The organism is Streptococcus fermentans, assembly GCF_040888305.1.
GTDB classification, from domain to species: Bacteria; Bacillota; Bacilli; order Lactobacillales; family Streptococcaceae; genus Streptococcus; species Streptococcus fermentans.
Genome location: NZ_JBFNFG010000001.1, coordinates 56,900 through 80,056, shown reverse-complemented (window position 1 = coordinate 80,056; position 23,157 = coordinate 56,900). Strand labels below are relative to the sequence as shown.

General features: G+C 41.8%; 18 protein-coding genes. 3 read left to right on the top strand and 15 right to left on the bottom strand.

The window, feature by feature from the left end; translation table 11 throughout:
* Positions 1-231: 231 nt before the first annotated feature.
* The 4 genes from yaaA to AB2B50_RS00395 form a co-directional block, all read right to left on the bottom strand.
* Positions 232-954: a peroxide stress protein YaaA gene (gene yaaA / locus AB2B50_RS00410; RefSeq protein WP_320693100.1), complete on the bottom strand. Its 723-nt coding sequence runs from the start codon at positions 952-954 to the stop codon at positions 232-234.
* A gap of 79 nt (positions 955-1,033) precedes the next feature.
* Positions 1,034-1,198, bottom strand: a complete 165-nt coding sequence (locus AB2B50_RS00405; protein WP_060956070.1) for a DUF3953 domain-containing protein — start codon at positions 1,196-1,198, stop codon at positions 1,034-1,036.
* Positions 1,199-1,353: 155 nt separating this feature from the next.
* Complete coding sequence (locus AB2B50_RS00400) at positions 1,354-1,764, bottom strand: peptide deformylase (RefSeq protein WP_320693101.1); 411 nt, start codon at positions 1,762-1,764, stop codon at positions 1,354-1,356.
* Between the two features lie 109 nt (positions 1,765-1,873).
* Entirely contained in the window at positions 1,874-4,558 is a 2,685-nt protein-coding gene (locus AB2B50_RS00395; RefSeq protein ID WP_320693102.1) for a cation-translocating P-type ATPase, read from the bottom strand.
* Between the two features lie 267 nt (positions 4,559-4,825).
* Between AB2B50_RS00395 and AB2B50_RS00390 the strand changes: the two genes are divergently transcribed.
* Positions 4,826-6,016 (top strand): cation diffusion facilitator family transporter, encoded by a 1,191-nt coding sequence (locus AB2B50_RS00390; RefSeq protein ID WP_070461131.1) that lies wholly within the window; start codon positions 4,826-4,828, stop codon positions 6,014-6,016.
* A 40-nt stretch (positions 6,017-6,056) separates the two neighbouring features.
* Here AB2B50_RS00390 and scrK read toward each other — a convergent pair whose 3' ends face one another.
* Both scrK and AB2B50_RS00380 read right to left on the bottom strand, forming a co-directional pair.
* Positions 6,057-6,944 (bottom strand): fructokinase ScrK, encoded by an 888-nt coding sequence (scrK, locus tag AB2B50_RS00385; RefSeq protein ID WP_320693103.1) that lies wholly within the window; start codon positions 6,942-6,944, stop codon positions 6,057-6,059.
* A 260-nt stretch (positions 6,945-7,204) separates the two neighbouring features.
* Positions 7,205-9,088, bottom strand: coding sequence for a sucrose-specific PTS transporter subunit IIBC (locus AB2B50_RS00380; RefSeq protein ID WP_320693279.1), 1,884 nt, complete (start codon positions 9,086-9,088; stop codon positions 7,205-7,207).
* 361 nt (positions 9,089-9,449) lie between these two features.
* Here AB2B50_RS00380 and AB2B50_RS00375 point away from each other — a divergent pair, with 361 nt between their 5' ends.
* A complete protein-coding gene (locus AB2B50_RS00375) occupies positions 9,450-10,904 on the top strand; it encodes a sucrose-6-phosphate hydrolase (protein ID WP_320693105.1) in 1,455 nt (484 codons plus the stop codon).
* Positions 10,885-11,850 (top strand): LacI family DNA-binding transcriptional regulator, encoded by a 966-nt coding sequence (locus AB2B50_RS00370; RefSeq protein WP_006145962.1) that lies wholly within the window; start codon positions 10,885-10,887, stop codon positions 11,848-11,850. The genes AB2B50_RS00375 and AB2B50_RS00370 overlap by 20 nt, the downstream gene beginning before the upstream one ends.
* 37 nt (positions 11,851-11,887) lie before the next feature.
* Here AB2B50_RS00370 and AB2B50_RS00365 read toward each other — a convergent pair whose 3' ends face one another.
* The 9 genes from AB2B50_RS00365 to AB2B50_RS00325 form a co-directional block, all read right to left on the bottom strand.
* On the bottom strand, positions 11,888-13,156 hold the full coding sequence (locus AB2B50_RS00365; protein ID WP_320693106.1) for a hydroxymethylglutaryl-CoA reductase, degradative: 1,269 nt from the start codon (positions 13,154-13,156) through the stop codon (positions 11,888-11,890).
* The gene (locus tag AB2B50_RS00360; RefSeq protein WP_320693107.1) at positions 13,156-14,328 is read right to left on the bottom strand and encodes a hydroxymethylglutaryl-CoA synthase; all 1,173 of its coding nucleotides are present in this window, start codon (positions 14,326-14,328) and stop codon (positions 13,156-13,158) included. The genes AB2B50_RS00365 and AB2B50_RS00360 overlap by 1 nt, the downstream gene beginning before the upstream one ends.
* Positions 14,329-14,481: 153 nt before the next feature.
* Positions 14,482-14,931, bottom strand: a complete 450-nt coding sequence (locus tag AB2B50_RS00355; protein ID WP_049503410.1) for a threonine/serine exporter family protein — start codon at positions 14,929-14,931, stop codon at positions 14,482-14,484.
* Position 14,932: 1 nt separating this feature from the next.
* Positions 14,933-15,691: a threonine/serine exporter family protein gene (locus AB2B50_RS00350; RefSeq protein WP_320693108.1), complete on the bottom strand. Its 759-nt coding sequence runs from the start codon at positions 15,689-15,691 to the stop codon at positions 14,933-14,935.
* A 107-nt stretch (positions 15,692-15,798) separates the two neighbouring features.
* Entirely contained in the window at positions 15,799-17,682 is a 1,884-nt protein-coding gene (gene pknB, locus AB2B50_RS00345; RefSeq protein WP_320693109.1) for a Stk1 family PASTA domain-containing Ser/Thr kinase, read from the bottom strand.
* Positions 17,679-18,419: a Stp1/IreP family PP2C-type Ser/Thr phosphatase gene (locus tag AB2B50_RS00340; RefSeq protein ID WP_320693110.1), complete on the bottom strand. Its 741-nt coding sequence runs from the start codon at positions 18,417-18,419 to the stop codon at positions 17,679-17,681. Before AB2B50_RS00340 ends, pknB begins: the two co-directional genes overlap by 4 nt.
* 15 nt (positions 18,420-18,434) lie before the next feature.
* The gene (gene rsmB / locus AB2B50_RS00335) at positions 18,435-19,748 is read right to left on the bottom strand and encodes a 16S rRNA (cytosine(967)-C(5))-methyltransferase RsmB (RefSeq protein WP_320693111.1); all 1,314 of its coding nucleotides are present in this window, start codon (positions 19,746-19,748) and stop codon (positions 18,435-18,437) included.
* Positions 19,741-20,676, bottom strand: coding sequence for a methionyl-tRNA formyltransferase (fmt, locus tag AB2B50_RS00330; RefSeq protein ID WP_320693112.1), 936 nt, complete (start codon positions 20,674-20,676; stop codon positions 19,741-19,743). The genes rsmB and fmt overlap by 8 nt, the downstream gene beginning before the upstream one ends.
* 12 nt (positions 20,677-20,688) lie before the next feature.
* Positions 20,689-23,085: a primosomal protein N' gene (locus tag AB2B50_RS00325; RefSeq protein WP_320693113.1), complete on the bottom strand. Its 2,397-nt coding sequence runs from the start codon at positions 23,083-23,085 to the stop codon at positions 20,689-20,691.
* Positions 23,086-23,157 lie beyond the last annotated feature (72 nt).

The following is a 23,157-nucleotide window of genomic DNA, read 5'->3' as shown; positions in this document are numbered from 1 at the left end:
CCTACCATTCTAAACTAAAAATAGGAGCACCAAATCACAAAAAGAGGCTGGGACAAAAGTCCTAGCCTCTCAATTGCCTTTGGATTGTCGAGCAAGACGCAGTGGTTGAGTGGGCTCTAACTACGCTGATTTCATCAGCTTTTACATCCCTACTCAACTGTGCGGAGGTGGGACGACGAAATCGAATTCTAACGAATTACCGATTTCTGTCCCACTCTCTCTATTTTCTATCTATTTCACAAAAGCCAATTCCTTATCACTAGATAAGTCTTCTCGATAAGTGAAACCCGCAAAGCTAAGCTTTTTAATATCTTCAACTGAAGTTACCTGACCTTCCATCAAGGCTGTTAAGAAAGCCCCTCTAGCTTTTTTAGAAATGGTTGAGTGGATTTTAAGTTTTCCATCTCTATCTTCCATGAACTTGAAGGTCACCATTTTCTCACGGATTTCTTTAGGAAAGACAGTTTCAAACTCAGAAGACAAGAGTGAAAAGATTAGTTCTTCACCCTTCATCGACTCTTCATAGGCTGCCTGCCAGTGATTTTTTAGGCTTTTCCCAGCAACTTTAAGTTTCATCAAAAAGTCCAGTCTGTGAGGTGCAATCGGCGCAAAGGCTGGGATCACACCATAGAGAGCTGACGTTATCATGAGGTGTTTCTCCAGATAGGTTTGCTCCTCCTTGGTGAGATCGTCCCGTTTGATGTTGCGATACATGAGTCCATCAAAGAGGTGCAAGGCTGGATAGTTTGTCGCAGTTTCATTTTTCAAGGCCTGGATATGGTCATACTCCTCTTGCGCTTTTTCGGCAGATATTTTGTAAAAACTCTCCAGCTCTTGGGCAGAATATGTCGCTAATGCATCCAATACAGCCTGACTTTCAGGACGCAATGGTTTAGCCTCTAAAATAGGGATTTCGGTATTCATTTCTTTTGCAGTTGGGATTAGAATTTTCATAGTGTTAGTGTAGCATATTTTTTTAGGACTACCAAGGATTTGCACCTAAAAACCTCGGTGACTACCGAGGCTTCTTTCCTTATTTTGGCAATCCTAACCAGATTGCAAAGAGAACTAGTGCTGTCCCAAGGCAGCTTGTCAAGATAGATGACAGAGTAACCTTTTTCTCCTTTAGGTGAGAAAATCCTATCTTCAAAGCGAAAAGACCAAGCAACATCGAACCAATCATCAGATAAAATCCCATTTGACTGTCCTCCATTTATTATTCTTTCATTTATTATCACAAATTTCAAACAAGAGTGCAAGAAAAACGAGGCTTTACTTAGTTTGAAGATTTTGAGATAGTTATCCTTGACAACTTGACCTTTAGAGGATTAACTCTCATCTAGAAAACAAGGACTATATGATAATCCCTTCCAAATGATCCAATTCATGCTGACAAATCTGAGCCGGAAAACCTGTCAGGGCAATGGTCTGCTCTTGCCAATGGATGTCTCTGTAGCTTACTGTAATCTTCTCATACCGAGTTGTAGGTCTGACACCTGTCAAAGACAAACAACCTTCCTCTGTTTCGTATGAGCCTTCAAAAGATTGGAGAACTGGATTAAACATAACCATGGGAATCATTCCGATATTAAAAATAATGACACGTTTTTGTACCCCAATCATATTGGCCGCTAGTCCAACACAGCTTTCTCGGTTAGCCAATAGGGTATCCTGCAAATCCTTTGCTAGGGATAAATCTTCCTGACTAGCAGGCTGGGATACCTGTGACAAAAACAAGATATCTTTTACAATTTTCTTTTCCAAGATTCTTTCCTCCATACGATATCAGTCTACTTGATTATAGCACAAAATCTTTGTCAGTTTACCTTTATATACAAACAAAAAGCCATCCGAAGATGACTTTTCATAATGCTTAAATAGCGTTTTTATCTTTTCCAAGTGCTCGTTGGATTGCTTTGACAATCTCAACAAGAACTACAATCATAAGCGCTCCTACAGCGACCACCATCCATTGAGTCAAACTCAAATGTGACACGTGGAAGAGATTATTAAATCCAGGAACCAAAATTGTCACCACAAAGAGGACAAAGGCAACTGGGATAGACCAGTTAAAGGTCTTGTTCGTAAAGAGTCCCACTTTAAAGATTGATTGGTAAACCGACTTAACGTTAAAGGCATGGAGCAATTGGATCAAACCGAGAGTTGCAAAAGCCATGGTAAGGGCATCCGCATGGATTTCAGTATGACTTTGGTGCTCTGGGAAGAGAAGAGCCCAACCATAAACACCTAAAACCAGCATGGTTTGGAAGATCCCTTGATAAATGATTGCTCCGAAGACACCACCATCAAAGAAGTTAGACTTACGCCCACGAGGTTTGTGAGTCATGACGCCTGGCTCAGCTGGTTCTACCCCAAGAGCGATGGCTGGTAGTGTATCTGTTACCAGGTTAATCCATAGCAAATGCACTGGTTGAAGCACATCCCAACCAAAGAGGGTTGCAAAGAAAATGGTGAAAACTTCAGCCATATTGGCAGACAAGAGGTATTGGATTGATTTTTGGATATTTGAGAAGACCTTACGTCCTTCTTCTACCGCTACGATAATGGTTGCAAAGTTATCATCAGCAAGGACCATATCAGATGCTCCTTTAGAAACTTCTGTACCTGTAATCCCCATACCGATACCGATGTCAGCTGTCTTAAGTGAAGGCGCATCGTTGACCCCGTCACCTGTCATGGCAACAACCTTACCTTCGTTTTGCCATGCTTTCACGATACGAACCTTGTGCTCAGGTGATACACGAGCATAAACAGAGTATTTCTTGAAGACTTTTTGGAATTCTTCATCCGTGAGTTCATTCAACTCAGCACCCGTGAAGACATGGTCTTCTGTATCATTTGGATCGATGATACCGAGACGTTTAGCGATAGCTTCCGCTGTATCTTGGTGGTCACCAGTGATCATAATCGGACGGATACCTGCTTCTTTAGCGACACGTACAGCTTCTGCAGCTTCTGGACGCTCAGGGTCAATCATGCCGACCAAACCAGAGAAAATAAGGTCAGATTCAACAATTTCAGATTCCAAGGTTGGAATTTCGTTACTTGTCTTGTAAGCCATCATCAAGACACGAAGGGCTTGTTTAGCCAAGTCTTTGTTGGTTGCAAGGATGGCATTTTTATCTTCTTCTGTGATTGGGCGAACTTCCCCATTGACTTCAATACGAGTCACACGCTTGAGCAATTGGTCAGGAGCACCCTTGACAGCGATAAAGTAAGAACCGTCTGCTTCCTTATGGATAGTCGACATAAGCTTACGGTCTGAGTCAAATGGCAATTCAGCCACACGTGGTTCATACTTCAAGACTTCACGAACATCAAAGTCGTGGTCCAAACCAAACTGTACAAGAGCAGTCTCCGTTGGATCACCGATCAATTTGCCAGATGGGTCTACCTTGGTGTCATTGGCAAAGTTCATGATACGTAGCGTATTGTTGTTAGTAGCAATTTCAGATACCGAGCTTTGCAATTGACCGTTGGTATAAACTTTTTCAACTGTCATTTGGTTCATGGTCAAAGTACCTGTTTTATCAGATGCAATGATTTCTGTTGAACCAAGCGTTTCAACCGCTGGTAATTTACGAACAATCGAATTACGTTTGGCAAGGGTTGTTGTTCCCAAAGATAGAACGATGGTTACAATGGCAGGAAGCCCTTCTGGAATAGCCGCTACTGCAAGAGCAACCGCCACCATCAAGCCCTCTAATGGATGTTCTCCACGAACAAAGACACCAACCAAGAAGGTAATCACTGCAATCACAATAATTAAGTAAGTCAAGGCCTTAGATAATTGTTCCAAGCTTTGCTTCAATGGTGTTTCTGTCTCATCGGCATTGGCCAACATGTCCGCAATCTTACCAACTTCTGTATACATACCAGTGTTGGTCACGACACCAATACCACGACCGTAAGTTACGTTTGAGTTTTGGTAACCCATATTAACGCGGTCTCCAATACCTGCATCAGCTTCGACAAGTCCTGTCACATCTTTTTCTACTGGGACAGATTCCCCTGTAAGAGCTGCTTCTTCGATTTTTAGGGATGCTGCTTCAAATAAGCGCATATCAGCAGGCACGACATCCCCCGCCTCTAGTAAGACGATATCCCCAGGCACCAATTCTTTTGAGTCAATCTCAATGACATGACCATCCCGACGAACACGGGCCATCGGGCTAGACATATTTTTCAACGCTTCAATGGCTGCTTCTGCTTGCCCTTCCTGGTAAACACCAAAGGCAGCATTCAAGACAACAACGGCCAAGATGATAATGGCATCCGTTAGACCGTCCATTCCTTCTGTAATCACAGAAAGTGCCGCTGCCGCAAGCAAGATGATAATCATCAAATCCTTAAATTGATCAAGGAATTTAGCTAGTAGGCTCCGTTTTTCGCCCTCTTCCAACTCATTGCGACCATAAGTCACTAAGCGTTCTTGAGCCTGGGCAGTTGACAAACCTTCAACGGATGAGTCCAAGTTCTTTAGGACTTCTTCTGAGGTCTGTGTGTAAAACAAGTCTTTATTTTGTTCTTTTGACAAAACAGTCTCCTCCTTTTTGGCCTCTTTTTACAAAAAAAGAGACCTGTTTTTTAAAAAAACAAGTCTCGCTGTTTAATATAGTGCCGGAAATAATTCGTAATGACGACACTATCGCGGTTTCCCGCCAGCTACTCCCTTGAGTAGTTCTATTATATCAGAATTTCAAAAGTTTTCAAGTGCTGGGGTAGGATTATTCGCGCTCCATTTGAATTTTCCTTACAAAACCAGTATAATGATAGAATACAAAAATTCTAGGAAGAGAGTCAGATGAATCAATCAGTTTCAAACTTGAAATTAGCTGAACGAGGTGCTATTATAAGCATCTTGACCTACCTTTTCTTGTCAGCAGCTAAGTTAGCAGCAGGCCACCTCCTTCACTCGTCCAGTTTGGTGGCAGATGGTTTCAACAACGTTTCTGATATCATCGGAAATGTTGCCCTCCTCATTGGGATTCGTTTGGCCCGCCAACCAGCAGATAGAGACCATCGTTTCGGTCACTGGAAAATCGAGGACTTAGCAAGCCTCATCACTTCAATCATCATGTTCTATGTTGGTTTTGATGTCTTGCGAGATACGATTCAAAAGATTATTAGTCGCGAAGAAACAGTGATTGACCCACTGGGAGCGATTCTAGGAGTGATCTCTGCTGTGATTATGTTTGCTGTTTATCTCTACAACACCCACCTCAGCAAGCAGTCCAAATCTAAAGCGCTTAAAGCGGCTGCCAAGGACAATCTATCAGATGCAGTCACTTCACTCGGAACCACTATCGCTATCCTAGCCAGCAGTTTTAACTTCCCTCTCGTGGATAAATTGGTTGCCATCGTCATTACCTTCTTTATCCTCAAGACTGCCTATGATATCTTTATCGAGTCGTCTTTCAGTCTTTCAGATGGTTTTGATGAACATTTGTTGGAAGATTATCAAAAGGCTATCATGGAAATTCCTAAGATTAGCAAGGTCAAATCACAACGCGGTCGTACTTACGGAAGTAATATCTATCTGGACATTACTCTCGAGATGAACCCAGATCTCTCTGTTTTTGAAAGTCACGAAATTGCGGATCAGGTTGAATCCATGTTATCAGAACGCTTTGGTGTCTTTGATACAGACATTCATATCGAACCAGCACCAATCCCTGAGGATGAAATCCTAGATAATGTCTATAAAAAATTGCTCATGAGAGAGCAATTGATTGACCAAGGAAATCAACTAGAAGAGCTACTTGCAGAAGACTTCATTTATATCCGCCAGGACGGACAAGAACTGGACAAGGATGCCTATAAGTCCGAAAAAGAACTGACATCTGCTATCAAGGAACTTCACTTGACGTCCATTAGTCAGAAGACAAAACTCATTCGCTATCAGATTGGTGATACCATCCACACAAGCATCTGGCGCCGTCACGAAACTTGGCAAAATATTTTCCATCAGGAAACAAAGATAGAAAAAGACTAAAAAATGAGGCCGGGATAATTCCCGTCCTCATTTTTCATGTTTATTTTGCAACGCTCTTAGCAAGAACGAAGTTTCCAAGTGTAGCCGAACCATTACCTGCAACAGCTGGTGTTACGATATAGTCACGTACATCTGGAACTGGTAGGTAACCATTGAGAAGAGATGTAAATTTCTCACGCACTCGGTCAAGCATATGTTGTTGAGCCATAACCCCACCACCAAAGACGATGATATCTGGACGGAAAGTTACAGTTGCGTTTACAGCGGCTTGAGCGATATAGTAGGCTTGAACATCCCAAACAGGGTTGTTGAGTTCAATGTTTTCCCCACGAACACCTGTACGAGCTTCCAAACTTGGACCAGCTGCATAGCCTTCCAGACAGCCCTTGTGGAATGGACAAACACCGTTGAATTCTTTTTCAATATCCATTGGGTGTCTAGCCACATAATAATGACCCATCTCAGGGTGACCAACACCGCCAATAAACTCGCCACGTTGGATAACGCCTGCACCAATACCTGTACCGATTGTATAGTAAACCAAGTTTTCGATACGGCCACCAGCATTATTACGAGCAACTACCTCACCGTAGGCAGAACTGTTTACGTCTGTTGTGAAGTACATTGGCACGTTTAGAGCGCGACGCAGAGCACCAAGCAAATCAACATTTGCCCAGTGAGGTTTCGGTGTAGTTGTAATAAAACCATAAGTTTTTGAGTTTTTGTCGATATCAATTGGACCAAATGATCCAATCGCAAGTCCTGCAAGATTATCAAATTTTGAAAAGAACTCGATAGTTTTATCGATTGTCTCGATAGGAGTTGTTGTTGGGAATTGTGTTTTTTCTACAATATTAAAGTTTTCATCACCGACAGCACAGACAAATTTTGTACCGCCCGCTTCCAAGCTTCCATATAATTTTGTCATGATAAACCTCTAGTTTTTATTTTCTTTATTATAGCATAATTCCAGAAGGAAAGTTGCTCTATATTTTAGTTTTTCCTCTGTAAATTTTACCATTCAATCAAAAACGAACAAACATAACATTTGTTCGTTTTATTGATTTATTAAATCGAAAGTAGTGTACTCAATGAAAATCAAAGAACAAACTAGGAATCGAGCTGCGGACAGTACTTGAGTACGGCAAAGCGAGTATGACGCAGTTTGAATTTGATTTTCGAAGAGTATTAAGCTTTAACTTCGATGATTGCATCCCCCTTAGCAACTGATCCAGAAGCAACTGGATTTACTGAAGCAAAGTCTGCAGTGTTTGTCACGATAACCATTGTTGTATTATCAAGGCCTGCAGCAGCAATCTTAGCTGAATCAAATGTTCCAAGAACATCTCCAGCTTTAACCTTGTCACCTTGAGCAACTTTATGGTCGAATCCTTCACCGTTCATTGAAACAGTGTCGATACCCACGTGGATCAAGATTTCAGCTCCGTTTGCAGTTTTCAAACCATAAGCATGTCCTGTTGGGAAGACGATTGTCACTTCAGCATCAGCTGGTGCATAAACAACATCTTGACTAGGTTTTACAGCGATACCTTGTCCCATAGCTCCACTTGAGAAGACTGGGTCATTAACGTCTGAAAGAGCAACTACGTCACCAACGATTGGTGTTTGGATGACACCTTCGCTAGGTGCAATAACAGTACCAGTTACTGCTTCGTCAGCCAAACGTTCAGTTGTAGCTTCTGAAGCCACTTCTGCTTCATCTTCATAACCAAACATGTAAGTAAGAGCAAAACCAAGAGCGAATGATACAGCTACCATAAGAAGGTATTGTGGAAGTTGTCCGTTACCAATGTAAAGCATTGTACCAGGGATGATTGTGATACCATTACCAGTACCGGCAAGACCAAGGATTGAAGCAAGTCCACCACCGACTGCACCAGCAATCAATGAAAGGAAGAATGGTTTACGGAAACGCAAGTTAACCCCGAAGATAGCAGGCTCAGTAATACCTAGGAAGGCAGAAAGAGCAGCTGGGAAAGCAAGTGTTTTAAGTTTAGGATTTTTAGTTTTCACACCAACGGCTACTGTTGCAGCACCTTGAGCAGTCATGGCAGCTGTGATGATAGCGTTGAATGGGTTAACATGGTCAGCAGCAAGCAATTGAACTTCAAGCAAGTTGAAGATGTGGTGAACACCTGATACGACGATAACTTGGTGAACTCCACCAATCAAGAAACCACCAAGACCAAATGGCAAGTTAAGGATAGCTTTTGTTCCAAGAAGGATATAGTTTTCAACAACGTGGAAGACTGGTCCGATAACAAACAAACCAAGAATTGACATTACGAGGAGTGTTACGAATGGTGTTACCAAGAGGTCAAGAACATCTGGAACAACCTTACGAACAGCTTTTTCAAACTTAGCTCCGACAACCCCGATGATGAAGGCTGGAAGAACTGAACCTTGCAAACCAACAACTGGGATAAATCCGAAGAAGTTCATAGCAGTTACTTCACCACCAGAAGCAACAGCCCAGGCATTTGGAAGTGAACCTGAAACGAGCATCATACCAAGAACGATACCAACAGCTGGGTTACCACCAAATACACGGAAGGTTGACCAAACAACCAAACCTGGCAAGATAATGAAGGCTGTGTCAGTCAAGATTTGAGTGTAAGTTGTAACATCTTCTGGAAGTGTCATTCCAAGAGCAGTCAAGAGTCCACGAACCCCCATGAAGAGACCAGTTGCTACGATAACTGGAATGATTGGTACGAAAACATCACCGAAAGTACGGATGGCACGTTGGAACCAATTTCCTTGTTTAGCAGCTTCTGCCTTCATCTCATCCTTAGATGATGTTGGCAAGCCAAGAGCTACGACTTCATCGTACATCTTGTTTACTGTACCTGTACCAAAGATGATTTGGTATTGACCTGAGTTAAAGAAAGCACCTTGAACTTTTTCCAAGCTCTCGATAGCATCTTTGTTAATTTTCGCTTCATCTTTAACCATAACGCGAAGACGAGTCGCACAGTGAGCTACACTATTAACGTTCTCACGTCCGCCCAAGGCTTCGATGACTTTTTTTGCAATTTCTGTATTCGTCATTTGCAAAAATCTCCTTATAAAATTTTTTCTTGTTTGAAAGCGATTTTATCCGCCCTACGAATATTATTCTATCACGTTTAAAAAATATGTCAAGCGTTTTGCAGAAAAAATTTTGCTAATTTTTATTTTTTGATTGTTTTTGCTATTTTTTCATTAACATAGCAGTAAAAATCCTCTGAATTTAAGGTTTTTACTTTGAAAGTTTCAAAAGCTTTCATATTTTCATTAATTTTCATAAAAATAGGTTCCTAATTTTCTGTCAATCGTTTGACATTTTTTTCTTTAATTTAGTGTGAAAGACTTGCTTTTTTATAAGGAAACGTTTACTATTAAGATAGTAGAATTTATGGAGGAAATAGAAATGGAATGGACTACTGAACGTCGTTACAGACGTTATGAAGATTGGACACAAGAAGAAAGAAAAGAAATCCAAGAAAAGATGGCACAATCCCCATGGCGTGTCAGCTATCACATTGAGCCAAAGGAAGGTCTCCTCAACGACCCAAACGGCTTTTCTTATTTTGATGGTAAGTGGATTGTCTTTTACCAAAACTTCCCCTTTGGTGCAGCTCATGGGTTAAAATCTTGGGTTCAACTTGAAAGCGACGATTTGGTGCACTTTACTGAAACAGGTGTAAAAATCTTACCTGATACTCCACTTGATAGCCACGGTGCTTACTCTGGTTCTGCTATGCAGTTTGGTGATCAATTATTCCTTTTTTATACCGGAAATGTTCGTGATGAGAATTGGGTACGCCACCCTTATCAGATCGGTGCCTTGATGGATAAGGATGGAAATATTAAAAAGATTGATAAAATCTTGATTGATCAGCCTGCTGATGCTACTGACCACTTCCGCGATCCACAGATTTTTAACTTTAAAGGGCAATACTACGCTATCGTTGGTGGTCAAGATATGGACAAAAAAGGATTTGTCCGTCTCTATAAGGCTATCGAAAATGATTATACAAACTGGCAAGAAGTCGGAGATCTTGACTTCAACAATGACCGCACTGCCTATATGATGGAGTGCCCAAATCTAGTCTTTGTCGGAGAACAACCTGTCCTTCTTTACTGCCCACAAGGTTTGGATAAAAAGGTTCTTGAATACGACAATATCTATCCAAACATGTATAAAATCGGCACTTCCTTTGATCCAGAAAATGCTCGTATGGTAGATGTGTCTGAACTACACAACCTCGATTATGGTTTTGAAGCTTATGCCACTCAAGCCTTCAATGCCCCTGATGGACGTGCCCTTGCTGTTAGTTGGCTTGGTTTACCAGATGTGTCTTATCCATCTGATCGTTTTGATTACCAAGGAACTTTCTCATTGGTAAAAGAACTTACCATTAAAGACGGCAAATTATATCAGTATCCTGTAGCAGCTATCAAGGATCTTCGTGCTTCAAAAGAGGAATTTTCAAATCGTTCTGAAACCAAAAACACCTACGAGATCGAGCTTAACTTAGAAGCTGATAGTCAAAATGAAATCGTTCTTCTTGCTGATAAAGATGGCAAAGGACTCTCTATCAGCTTTGACCTTATCAATGGTCAAGTTACTGTTGACCGCAGTCAAGCTGGAGAACAATATGCTCAAGAATTTGGAACTACTCGCTCTTGCTCAGTTACTAATCAAGCAACTACTGTCAATATCTTCATCGACAACTCAGTCTTTGAAATCTTTATCAATAAAGGAGAAAAAGTATTTTCTGGTCGTGTATTCCCGCATGCGGATCAAAATGGAATCCTCATTAAATCTGGAAACCCAACTGGAACATACTACGAATTAGAATATGGTCGCAAAACTAACTGATGTCGCAGAACTAGCAGGCGTCAGCCCAACTACTGTCTCACGTGTTATCAATAAAAAAGGCTACCTGTCAGAAAAAACTATTCAAAAGGTTAAAGATGCTATGCGTGAGCTAGGCTATAAGCCTAACAATCTGGCTCGCAGTCTTCAAGGTAAATCCGCCAAGTTAATTGGGCTAATTTTCCCTAAAATTAGCCATGTTTTCTACGCAGAGTTAATTGATAAATTAGAGCACGAACTATTCAAAAAAGGCTATAAGACAATCATCTGTAACAGTGAGCACGATTCGGAAAAAGAACGTGAATATCTTGAAATGCTAGAAGCCAACCAAGTGGACGGTATTATCTCTGGTAGCCATAACTTAGGGATTGAAGACTACAATCGCGTGACGGCTCCTATCATCTCCTTTGACCGAAACTTGTCACCAGATATTCCTGTCGTTTCTTCTGATAACTATGCTGGCGGAGTCCTAGCCGCTCAGACCTTGGCTAAAACTGGAGCCAAGACTATCATCATGATTACGGGTAATGACAACTCCAATTCTCCAACTGGACTTCGTCATGCTGGTTTTGCTTCAATCTTACCCAAGGCTCCCATTATCAATGTTTCCAGTGACTTTTCACCCCTTCGAAAAGAAATGGAAATCAAAAATATCTTGACTAAGCAAAAACCAGATGCTATTTTCGCATCAGACGATTTAACAGCCATCTTGGTTATGAAGATTGCCCAGGAGCTTGGTATCTCTGTTCCAGAAGAACTCAAGGTTATTGGCTATGATGGAACTTATTTTATCGAGAATTTCTATCCTCACCTTACTACCATTAAACAACCCTTGGAAGAAATTGCTCGCCTGACAGTTGATTTACTACTTCAAAAAATCGAAGGAAAAGAAGTTGCCACAACCGGTTATTTCTTACCAGTTTCCCTCCTACCAGGAAAAAGTATTTAAACAAAAAGACTCAGACTGAATCAGTCTGAGTTTTTTCTTATGACCTAAATTTTTTCAAGAGTGTTTGGGCTTTTTCTAGATTAAAAGTTTTTTCAGCAATCAAGCTTTCCACTAGTTTAGGTACTTCTGCCTCAGTCGCACCTGCTAAAAGCGCTAGAGATTTTGCTTGAAGTTTCATGTGTCCATGCTGGATCCCTGTGCTGACCAGAGCCTTAAGTGCTGCAAAGTTTTGAGCGAGACCAATCGAAACAATAATTTGGGCCAATTCTTTGGCAGATGGATGGCCTAACAAGTCATGGCTGAGAACGACTCGAGGATTGAGACCAATTGATCCACCCTTGGTAGCAACTGGCATCGGCAGAGTCATTTCTCCAATCAGTTCTTCTGTTTCCAAATCCATCGTCCAACGACTAAGACCTCGATAGGAACCATCATGACTCGCATAGGCATGCGCTCCCGCTTCAATGGCACGCCAATCATTTCCAGTAGCAATCAAGAGAGCATCGATTCCATTAAAAATTCCCTTATTGTGGGTAGTTGCTCGATAAGGATCAGCCTGGGCAAACTGACTAGCTAAAACCATTTTTTCTGCCAACTCACGCGCTTCATCCTTCTGGCGACTCAAATAACGAAAGGCAATCTGACAAGTTGCAGTTACTAAAGAATCTGTTGCATAGTTGGATAAAATGCCCATTAAACTTTGCCCTTGACTTAGAGCCTCTAGACTTGGTTTTAAAGCTTCAAGCATGGTATTGAGCATATTAGCTCCCATGGCTTCCTGAGTATCCACATGGAGATAAACCACTAAAACCTCACCAGAAATTTTCTCAACTGTTAGCTCTCTCGCTCCACCACCACGTTTGACAATAGATGGATAGGCTTGGTTTGCTTGTTCGAGTAGATCTGCTTTCTGACTCAAAATAGCCTGACATGCTTTATCCCTATCTGGAACCTGATAAAGAGCTACCTGACCAATCATTTGGCGTTGATGAACCTGAGCAGTAAAACCACCCGCACGTTTGATAATCTTACTAGCAAAACTAGCTGCAGCAACAACAGATGGCTCTTCTGTCACATAAGGAACTGTGTACTCTTGACCATTTACCAATACTTCTGGAACTACTGAGTATGGAAGCGAGAAGGTTCCCACCACATTTTCACTCAGTTGGTCCGCAACTGCTAGACTGAGATTTTCATTTTGCGCAAGACTTTCTTGGGCTTCCCTAGAAGTAAGCACCTGAGACTTAACTAGTTCTAGGCGCTCTTGAATTGATTTTTTAGCAAATCCATTCCAATTTTTTTTCATTATTTTTCAACCTTGCTGTAACGACGTTGGTGGTTTACAATCTCAACCAGAGCATAATCCTGCCCTTCATAGCCTGACAAAGTTGCAGAACCAGACTCATCTAAGTTTGCTTCTTCAAAGAAGATTCGTTCATAGTCGGCAACACTCAAAGCTTGACGTTGGTCTAGCAAGTCTAAGCGATTTTTCTGCAATTGCTGTTCATATCCTTCAACCAATTCTACACTAAAGAACTCAGATACAGCACCACTACCATAGCTGTAGAGAGCAATCTTATCCCCAGCTTTCAGACTATCAGAATTTTCAAGAAGAGACAAGATTCCTAAAAAGAGTGAACCCGTATAGATGTTCCCAACCTTTTGGCTATAAATAATGGATTCATCAAAGTGCTTTTGAAGTAAATCCTTTTTCTCTTGAGGCAGAGATTTATCCAGAATTTTTTTCAATCCCTTGAGAGCTAGCTTTGGATATGGCAAGTGGAAACAGACAGCTTTAAAATCATCCAAAGTACAGTCATAACGCTTTTGGTACTCTTCCCAAGTTGTTTTTAAACTATCAAGATATTGCTGTGTTGAGTAAACCCCATTGACAAATGGTGTTGTCGAGTAATTTGGACGCCAGAAGTCCATAATATCACGAGTCTGCGCAACGTTATCGTTGTTGAATACCATAACTCGTGGATTTTGGCTAATCAACATAGCAACACAGCCGGCTCCTTGAGTTGGTTCTCCAGGAGTTTCAACACCATACCTTGCAATATCACTAGCCAGCACCAAAACTTTTGATTTAGGAGAATTCTCTACATGTAACTTAGCATAGTGAAGTGCCGCAGTTGCACCATAGCAAGCTTCCTTGATTTCAAAACTACGAGCAAATGGTTGAATCCCAAGCAAACCGTGTACAAAGACAGCTGCAGCTTTACTCTGGTCAACCCCAGACTCTGTCGCTACGATAACCATATCAATCTCTTGCTTATCTTCTTCAGTCAGGATAGAATTTCCTGCACTGGCAGCCAAGGTAACGATATCCTCTGTTAAAGGAGCGATACTCAATTCTTTTAAAAGGAGTCCTTTACTCAATTTTTCAGGATCAATTCCTCGGGTTTCTGCTAAATCTTGTAATTTCAAAACGTATTGACTGGTTGCAAAACCAATCTTATCAATACCGATTGTCATATTTACCTCTATTTTTATCATTCATTGTAAAAAATCGTTCACCTCTATTTTATCACAATTGAGGTCAAATGAGCTAAAAAAGACTTGATTCACCAAATCAAGTTCATTATCTCATTTTTCAAACAGAACTTTAGGGCTACAAAAAATCGAGTCTTAGCTAGCTCGATTCTTTTTGAGATAATGATACAATTTCAACAAAACTGTCCCACTGGCCATTCCAATGGAGATAACAAGGGCCAACATCATGACTAACATGGCACTAGAAATGGCATGGCCGTAGTCACCTGTAACGAAGAAGGAAGTGGTTCGGTAAGATAGATAACCTGGTACTAGTGGTGCCAGAATGGCTAGGGCAAAAACCACTGCTGGCGTTTTGTAGAGAATACTCATAATCTGGCTGACACAAGAACCAATCACCGCAGCAATAAAGGTTGCTAAAATGACGTTAGTCGGCTCCTTGAGTATCAGATAGAGTAGCCAGATAGACATCCCTAAAACTCCACCAGGGATCAGCATGGAACGCTGGACATTTAAGACGATTAAGAAGGTAATAATGGCAAGCAAACTTGCCAGAGCTTGCAATAAAAATGTTGTTAGTGTCATATTAGTTCATGAGTACGAGGGCAACTGATGTTCCAGCCCCTAAGGCAAGGGTAATCAGCAAGGATTCAAACATCTTGCTCATACCAGAGTTAATGTGATTGGTCATAATATCTCGAACAGCATTGGTCAGGGCAATTCCAGGTACAAAGGGCATGACCGCACCCGCAATGACCAAATCAGCTGTCGATGGTAAACCAGAATAGCGCGCCCAAAATTGTGCAATCAAACCAAAGACAAGGGCTCCTGCAAAAGCTGTCATAAAAGGAATACGAATAAACTTTTCTACATAGAGAGAGAAAGTAAAAGCAAACAAGGTCGCCACTCCTGCCCCTATTGCATCGTAGACATTCCCACCGAACATGATTGAAAAGAAAGGAGCACTGAGGGTCGCTGCAGCAGTTAGTTGAACATTGGTATAGGGAGATGCCTTAGCATTCAATTCCTTTAGTTGGATAAAGGCTGTCTCCAAATCAAGCTGTCCTGATACAAGCTGCCGTGAAATCTGGTTGACATCACATACCTTCTCAATATTATAAGCAGAGGAGGTCACTCGCTTCATACGAGAGATATTTGTATTTTCAATGGAGAAAAAAATGGCGGCAGGCATGGCTAAAACATTACAATCCATAATACCCTGTGAATGAGCAATCCGAATCATGGTATCTTCAACACGATAAATCTCAGAACCATTGCGAAGCAGAATTGTTCCAGCTAGCATGATGACATCAATGACTGCATTCAGTTTTTTTGATTCGTCCATGTTTCCCTCCTTTTTCAAACTCCATTTTATTTTATCATAATTTCGGAGGAAAAAAAATCTTTGCCACAAAAACTGTGACAAAGATTGAATTATGTATATGGAGTCTATTAATTTCGTTGACTTCCATTTCCATCTTGTGTAGGTGTTGTTAGATGGTTACCCTGCGTAGGGTTTGTAGGGTTTGTTGTGTCAGTTTGACCAGAATTATGTTCTGACGAAGGTTGACTAATTGGTGGTGAAGTTTTTTTAGGTTTATAAATATAGAGTTTAACTATCGGATTGCTTAAATCAAGTTTTTCATCCGGTGCGGGACTTTGTTTCGCAATCTCACCTTCTTTAATTCCTTCTTGTGCTATCTCAACTTCTTTAATTTCAATTCTATCTTCACTAATACCAATACTTTTAAGATTATTTTTAGCAAATTCAAGATTTGAGCCAATGTAGTTTGGCATAGTTATCGTCGTCACCTTTTTCTTCTTAGCAACAGTTAAAACGATAGAAGTGGCCTTGGTAAGATCATAGGTCGTCCCTTCTGAAAGGCTCTGTTTTAAAACAACACCGGGTTCCGATTCACTGGACTCTTCCTCCTCAATCTTAATCAGATTTTCAGGAACTTTTTTCTCCTTCAACTCTGCAATGACATCAGTAGATTTTCGACCAATGTAATTACCAATCTTAAAGGATTGCTTACCAGTTGAAATAATCAGATTAATCTTACTTCCCTCTTTACGGTTACTACCTGCCTCAGGGTCTGTCCGAATCACTCGCCCTTCCTCGACTGTTTCACTAGCTTCCGTTTTCTCATCACCAACTTCAAAGTTGGCTTTTTTCAAGGTTTCCTTAGCTTCAGCAACTGTTTGACCTGCTACATTTGGAATATCGAGGGTAGCTGGTGTTCTGGATAAAATCCATACCAGAGAAGCCGCAACCAGTACGAAACTTGCTAGTAGAACCAGATAGCGTGCTTTAAAACGACGTTTTTTCACTGGTTTTTCCACAGATTTTTTAGCGCTTACTTCTGGGCTAGCTTTAGTTGCCTGATGGCTATCTGTCTGTGGTTGAACCTTAGGAATAGAGGTCAAGGTTGTTTGAGAAACCTTTGGCAATGTCTTTGTGTCCGCCTTAGTAGCATCATCAAAAACAAGTTTAGGTTCATTTCTGCGGTTATAAGATAGACTGCTAGATAAATCAACATACATCTCTGAAACCGACTGGTATCGATCTGTTAGCTTTTTAGCAGTTGCTTTGATGACCACATTCTCCAAAGCTTGGGGAACAGATGGATTTTCAGCTATGACCGAAGGAAGAGGTTTTTGAAAATGCTGGAGAGCGATGGTTACTGCACTATCGCCATCATAAGGGATATGCCCTGTCAGCATTTCATAGAAAATAATCCCCATGGCATAGATGTCACTTTGGAACGTTGCTTTAGAACCACGAGCCTGCTCAGGTGACAAGTAGTGAACAGAACCCAACATAGAGTTGGTCTGAGTTAGACTGGTCTCTGCAAAGGCTACGGCAATCCCAAAGTCCGTTACCTTAGCCGTCCCATCCGGAGTTAAAAGAATGTTTTGAGGTTTTAAGTCACGATGGACAATACCTTTAGTATGTGCCAAGCGCATCGCTAAGAGAATCTGACCCATGATACGGACAGCCTCTTCATTTGAGAGGGGATAGTGTTCTTTGATATAGCGCTTGAGATCAAGACCAGCTACATATTCCATAGCCAGGTACTGTTGGCCGTCCTCTTCGCCGATATCCGTTATCCGAACGATATGGGGATGATCTAAGTCAGCCATTGCACGCGCTTCACGCTGAAAACGCGCAACAGCAATCGGGTCAGTCTGGTAGTTAGTCCTCAGGACCTTTACAGCTACCTCTTCCCCGTCTAAAATCAAATCCTTGGCCAGGTAGACATCTGCCATACCTCCACGGCCAATTTGTTTGATAATCCGATACCGCCCGGCAAAAATCTTGCCGATCTGGATCATAGTGCCGCCTCCTCCTCAATCGAAACAAGGGCAACTGTAATATTATCAAGCCCTCCGGCATTGTTGGCAAAGCGTACCAAAGTGGCTGCCTTATCATCTAGAGAGATATCGCTAGTCACAATATCATAGATCTCACTACCTGAAATCATATTGGTTAGACCGTCACTATTCATGACCAGATAGTCACCTGCTTCCAAGCTGACAATTCCTAAGTCAGGTTGAATTTCATCTTTTTGCCCAATAGACTGTGTGATGATATTCTTTTGTGGATGTGCTTCAGCTTCTTCAGGTGTCAATTGACCTGCCTTGAGCAATTCATTGACCAAAGAATGATCACTGGTCAATTGATGGTATTCTTCACCACGAATCAGACCGATACGAGAATCTCCAATATGAGCATAAATAGCTTGATGATCAATGATTGCAAGGGCTTCTAAAGTTGTCCCCATTCCCTTGTAGGCTTCATCACGCCCCATTTGATAAATCTTTTGATTTTCAACTTCTAGATGGTGGGCAAACCATTCGCGAACTTCATTAACGGTGTCAATCTGCGTATCAACCCAGGCAACACCTAAATCAGTTACTGCCATCTCGCTAGCAATATTACCTGCACGGTGTCCTCCCATCCCGTCAGCCAAGATGATCATTGTACGACCGGCACGGTTGACAAAAAGATTGACATAGTCTTGATTGTTTGTACGTTTCTGACCCACATCTGTTAATAATGAAATCTCCATTGTGTCAGTTCCTTCCTACTTGGATATCTTGCGAAATTGGCTGATGAAGAATCCATCACTTCCGTATAATTCCGGAGTAATGAGGATACAACCATTTTTCACGATATCCTTACATTCGTGTTCTAGTTTAACCTGCTCGAACTCTGGATGACTTTCTAAAAATGCTTGAACAACTTGAAAGTTCTCTTCAGAGACAATAGTGCAGGTACTATAAGTTATTATACCACCTTTACGTAGCGTTTGACAAACACTACCTAATATTTCCAACTGAATTTCCTGTAATGACGCGAAATCTGCTGTCTCTTTATTATATTTGATATCTGGTTTTCGACGCAATAGACCAATCCCTGAACAAGGGGCATCAACAAGAATCTTATCAAATTGATCCTTACCAAAAAATTCATGCACTTTTCGAGCATCCAGTTTTTGCGTTTGGACACGGTCCGCTACACCTAGTCGCTCTGCATTCTCTTGAATCAAAGTGAGTTTATGGTCGTAGAGATCTAGAGCCGTTACCTGACCTGTCGTCAAATAGGATGCCATATGGGCGGTCTTTCCACCAGGAGCTGCACAAGCATCTAAAACCTGCTCGTCACCTTGTAACTCTAGTGTCGGTGCAACCAGTTGACTAGACTCATCCTGGATAGTAATAGCCCCTTCAGCAAACAAATCATGGCCTGCAAAGTGCCCATGTTCCTTAACCAGACCAGCAGGAGATAAAAGAGAATCACTTGCACCAAGCAGAGTTTTGATCTGCTCTTTTCGACTCAAATCTGTCACACGGATACTGGCTTTATTCCGTTGCAATAGACTTTCAAAAATAGCTTGAGCTCGCTCTTCTCCATACTCTTCCTTGAGTTTCGAAATCAACCAAACTGGTAAAGAGTAGGCAATGGAATCACGCTTATTTTTACGCTTGATACTGGCAATATCTGGCAAGCCCTCACGCAAAATACGACGAAGAACAGCATTGACCAGTTTTTCACTACCCTTCTTACGAGATTTTGCAATTTCCACTGCCTCATTGACCACTGCATGGTCAGGAAGCTTATCCAAGTATTGGAGTTGATAGACGCTCATGAGAAGCAGAACATAGAGCCAGTTGTCTAGCTTGTCTCTATCCTCAATAAAGTGAGAAATGTACCACTCTAGTGTGAGTTTTCGAGCTACAGTTCCATAGACCAGCTCTGTCACTAAACCCTTATCTGCAACTGATAGTTGACTTCCCTTGAGGTGTTTATTTAGAGCGATATTGGAATATGCTTCATTGACAAAGACGTCTTCTAGCACCTCTAAGGCTAAACTTCTTGCCGTTTCTACTTTAGTCACCAAATCGTTCTCCTACTGCCAAAGTTCGTCCCACACCGTTGAGGAAGGAAGCAATGTCCATCTTAGGTTTTCCTGCTGGTTGGACTTGCTTGAGTGATAAAGCTCCTTCTGCTGTTGCGACGATCAATTCTTTCTTGCCGATGGAGAGTATCTCCCCCGAATTACCCTTCCCTTCTACAGGCAGAGCTTCATAGATTTTAAAGCGTTCTCCCTTGAGGAAGGTATGAGCAACTGGCCATGGATTCATCCCACGGATTTGGTTAAAGAGTTGACGATTGGTCTTGTTCCAGTCCAGTTTTTCCTCCTCAGGTTTGATATTTGGTGAGAAAGTTACTTGACTTGGGTCTTGTGGTTCTGGTTGAATCTCGCCAGCAATGTATGCAGGCAAAGTATCCAAAAGCAGATCACGACCAACAATTGCCAATTTTTCAAACAAGGTCCCAACATTGTCCTCATCAGTAATGGGAATACTGCGACGAGAAATCATATCTCCGGCATCCATTTCCTTGACCATTTCCATAATGGTTACTCCTGCCTCCTCATCACCCTGAATCAAGGCATAATGGATCGGAGCACCACCACGGTGTTTAGGAAGGAGGGATGCATGAACATTGACTGCAAAATCCATGCTATTAAGGAGTTTACTTGGGAGAAATTGCCCAAAGGCGGCTGTTACAATCCCATCAGCACCCAAATTCATGATAGTTTCCATTTCTGGACTACCCGATAATTTTTCAGGTTGGTAAATAGGAAGTCCTGCCTCTTTGGCAGCTTGTTTCACTGGGGTTTCTTGGATAACTTTTTTACGTCCGACAGCACGGTCTGGCTGAGTTACAACTGCTAGAATCTCATAGCGATCGTCTGACAAAAGTCCCTTCAAAACGGTTGCTGAAAAATCGGGAGTCCCCATAAAGATTAATTTTGTCATATCTTCTCCTTCTTATAAAAACTGTTGCGGTTCGTGATCAATACTGAGACGAAGTTCGCTATTTTCCCGTTCTTGAGTCAAGGCCAAGACCTGGTTAAGGGTTGGACCCAGCTCATCTTCTAAACGGTATTTAATTAAAATCTGATAATGATAGAAGTTATGAGTACGAGCGATAGGTTTTGGCGTTGGTCCAAGGATGATACTAGCATCCGACAAACCAGACCTCAAAATACCCATGACTTGATAAGCACGTCTAAGAACCTCTTCCTCTTTTTTATGAGACAAGGTAATCCCAATAGTGAAATAATAAGGCGGGTAACCCAACTGACGTCTGATACCCATTTCATAGGCATAGAAACCTTCGTAGTCCTGATCCTTGGCAAAACGAATGGCATAATGCTGAGGATTATAGGACTGAATCAAGACCTGTCCTGCTTTCTCAGCTCGACCTGCTCGTCCAGCTACCTGGGTCAAGAGTTGGAAGGTTCTCTCAGAAGAACGGAAATCAGGCAGATTCAAGGCTGTATCCGCATTGAGAACACCAACCAAGGTCACATTTGGAAAATCCAAGCCCTTGGCAATCATCTGGGTTCCTAGCAATATGTCCGCTTCACCATTGCCAAATTGTTCAAGTAGAGCTTGGTGACTGCCTTTTTTACGAGTTGTATCTACATCCATTCGCAGAATGCGAGCCTCTGGAAAGAGTTCAGCCAGCTCATCGTAGGCCTTTTGAGTTCCTGTTCCATAGTAACGAATACTGCGACTCTGACAATTTGGACAGACATGAGGAATTTCTTTGGAAAAACCACAATAATGACAGTTCATCGTCTTGGTATCCATGTGCAGCGTCAGAGAAATATCGCAGTTCGGACAGGTATCCACGGTCCCACATTCCCGGCACATGACAAAGCTAGAGTAACCACGGCGATTGAGCATGAGAACAACCTGCTCTTTTTTATCTAATCGATCTTTAATGGCCTCAATCAGTGGTGGTGTAAAATTTGATGTTTCATTCTGCCCGATATAATCACGGAAGTCAATCAGTTGAACTTCAGGAATGCTTGCTAAAGGATTGGCCCTTTGCGTCAGGCGGAGATGTTGATAAACACCCTTGCCAGCACGCGCACGACTTTCTAAACTCGGTGTTGCAGAACCAAGGACTAGGGCAGCTTGATTGTACTGAGCTCGTAAAATGGCCACATCTCTAGCATGATAACGAGGATTACTGTCTTGCTTGTAGCTGGCCTCGTGCTCCTCATCGATAATGATTACCCCTAGATTTTTCAAAGGTGCAAAAATGGCAGACCTAGCACCAACAACTACCTGGGCTTCTCCTCGCTCCACCTTGCGCCATTCATCGTACTTCTCACCATTGGACAAGCCAGAGTGGAGAATGGCAACTTTCTCACCAAAACGAGCAATAAATCGCTCGGTCATTTGAGGTGTCAGAGAAATTTCTGGGACTAGAACAATCGCTGTTTTTCCCAAATCCAAAGCCCCTTGGATAATCTGCAAGTAAACCTCCGTTTTCCCACTTCCAGTGATTCCTTGTAAAAGAAAGGGAGGGTGTTTCTTCCCAATCGCTCCAACAACCGCCTCACAGGCTTCTTTTTGTTCTGGATTTAACTCTAAAGATTGGCTAGATTCAATACCTTCAAAATAAGCCGCTGAACGTTGCACTTCTTTTTGCACTATGGTGATAGCACCATGTTCCACAAAGAAATTAACTTGTTCACGTGAGTAATGTTCTAACAAATCAGCCAAAGGAACTGTTTCAGGATGTACTAATAAGTATTCTCGCAGTTCCAATTTCTTCTTGGCACGATTTGAAATTTCTAGCTTTTCTAACTGTTCAAGATGAACTTCAACCCAAGACTGCGTCTTAACCTTCTTCTGATCCACAGCCTGGTACTCTAGTTTTAAAAGCCCTTTTCGAGTCAATCGCATCATCTCAGCTTGCTTTTCTAGGTCGAGAGATGAAAATGCTAGAGACTCCTGTGAACCAAATAAGCGTTCTCTATCTTCTTGACTTAAGCCTTCCAGAGGATAGAGGATCTTATCATAGCTAGAATTCAAAAATCCCGGAAGCATAGCTTTTAGAATGGAAATCTTGTATGAAAAAACTGACTTACGTAGTTCTTCTGCCAACCAGAGTTGTTCCTCCGTTAAAACTGGAGAAAAGTCAAGAACCTCGGCAATCTCTTTCAAACCTTCGTCCGCCACATCTGCAGCAACTTCTTGTTCAATTCCAAGAACAATACCCTGAATCAAGCGATTGGCCTTCCCAAAGGGTACATGAACCCGCATGCCAACTTCCAACATCCCTTCAAATTCTTCAGGAACCTTATAACTGTAGGGTTGATCCGTCTGCATCAAGGGAACATCCACAATGATTTTTGCAATAGCCATTTCCTCACCTCCTTCTCTTCTTAAATCGTTTCATTTGAGTGAGTATTCTTGCAATAGAAAAAATAAGATTGA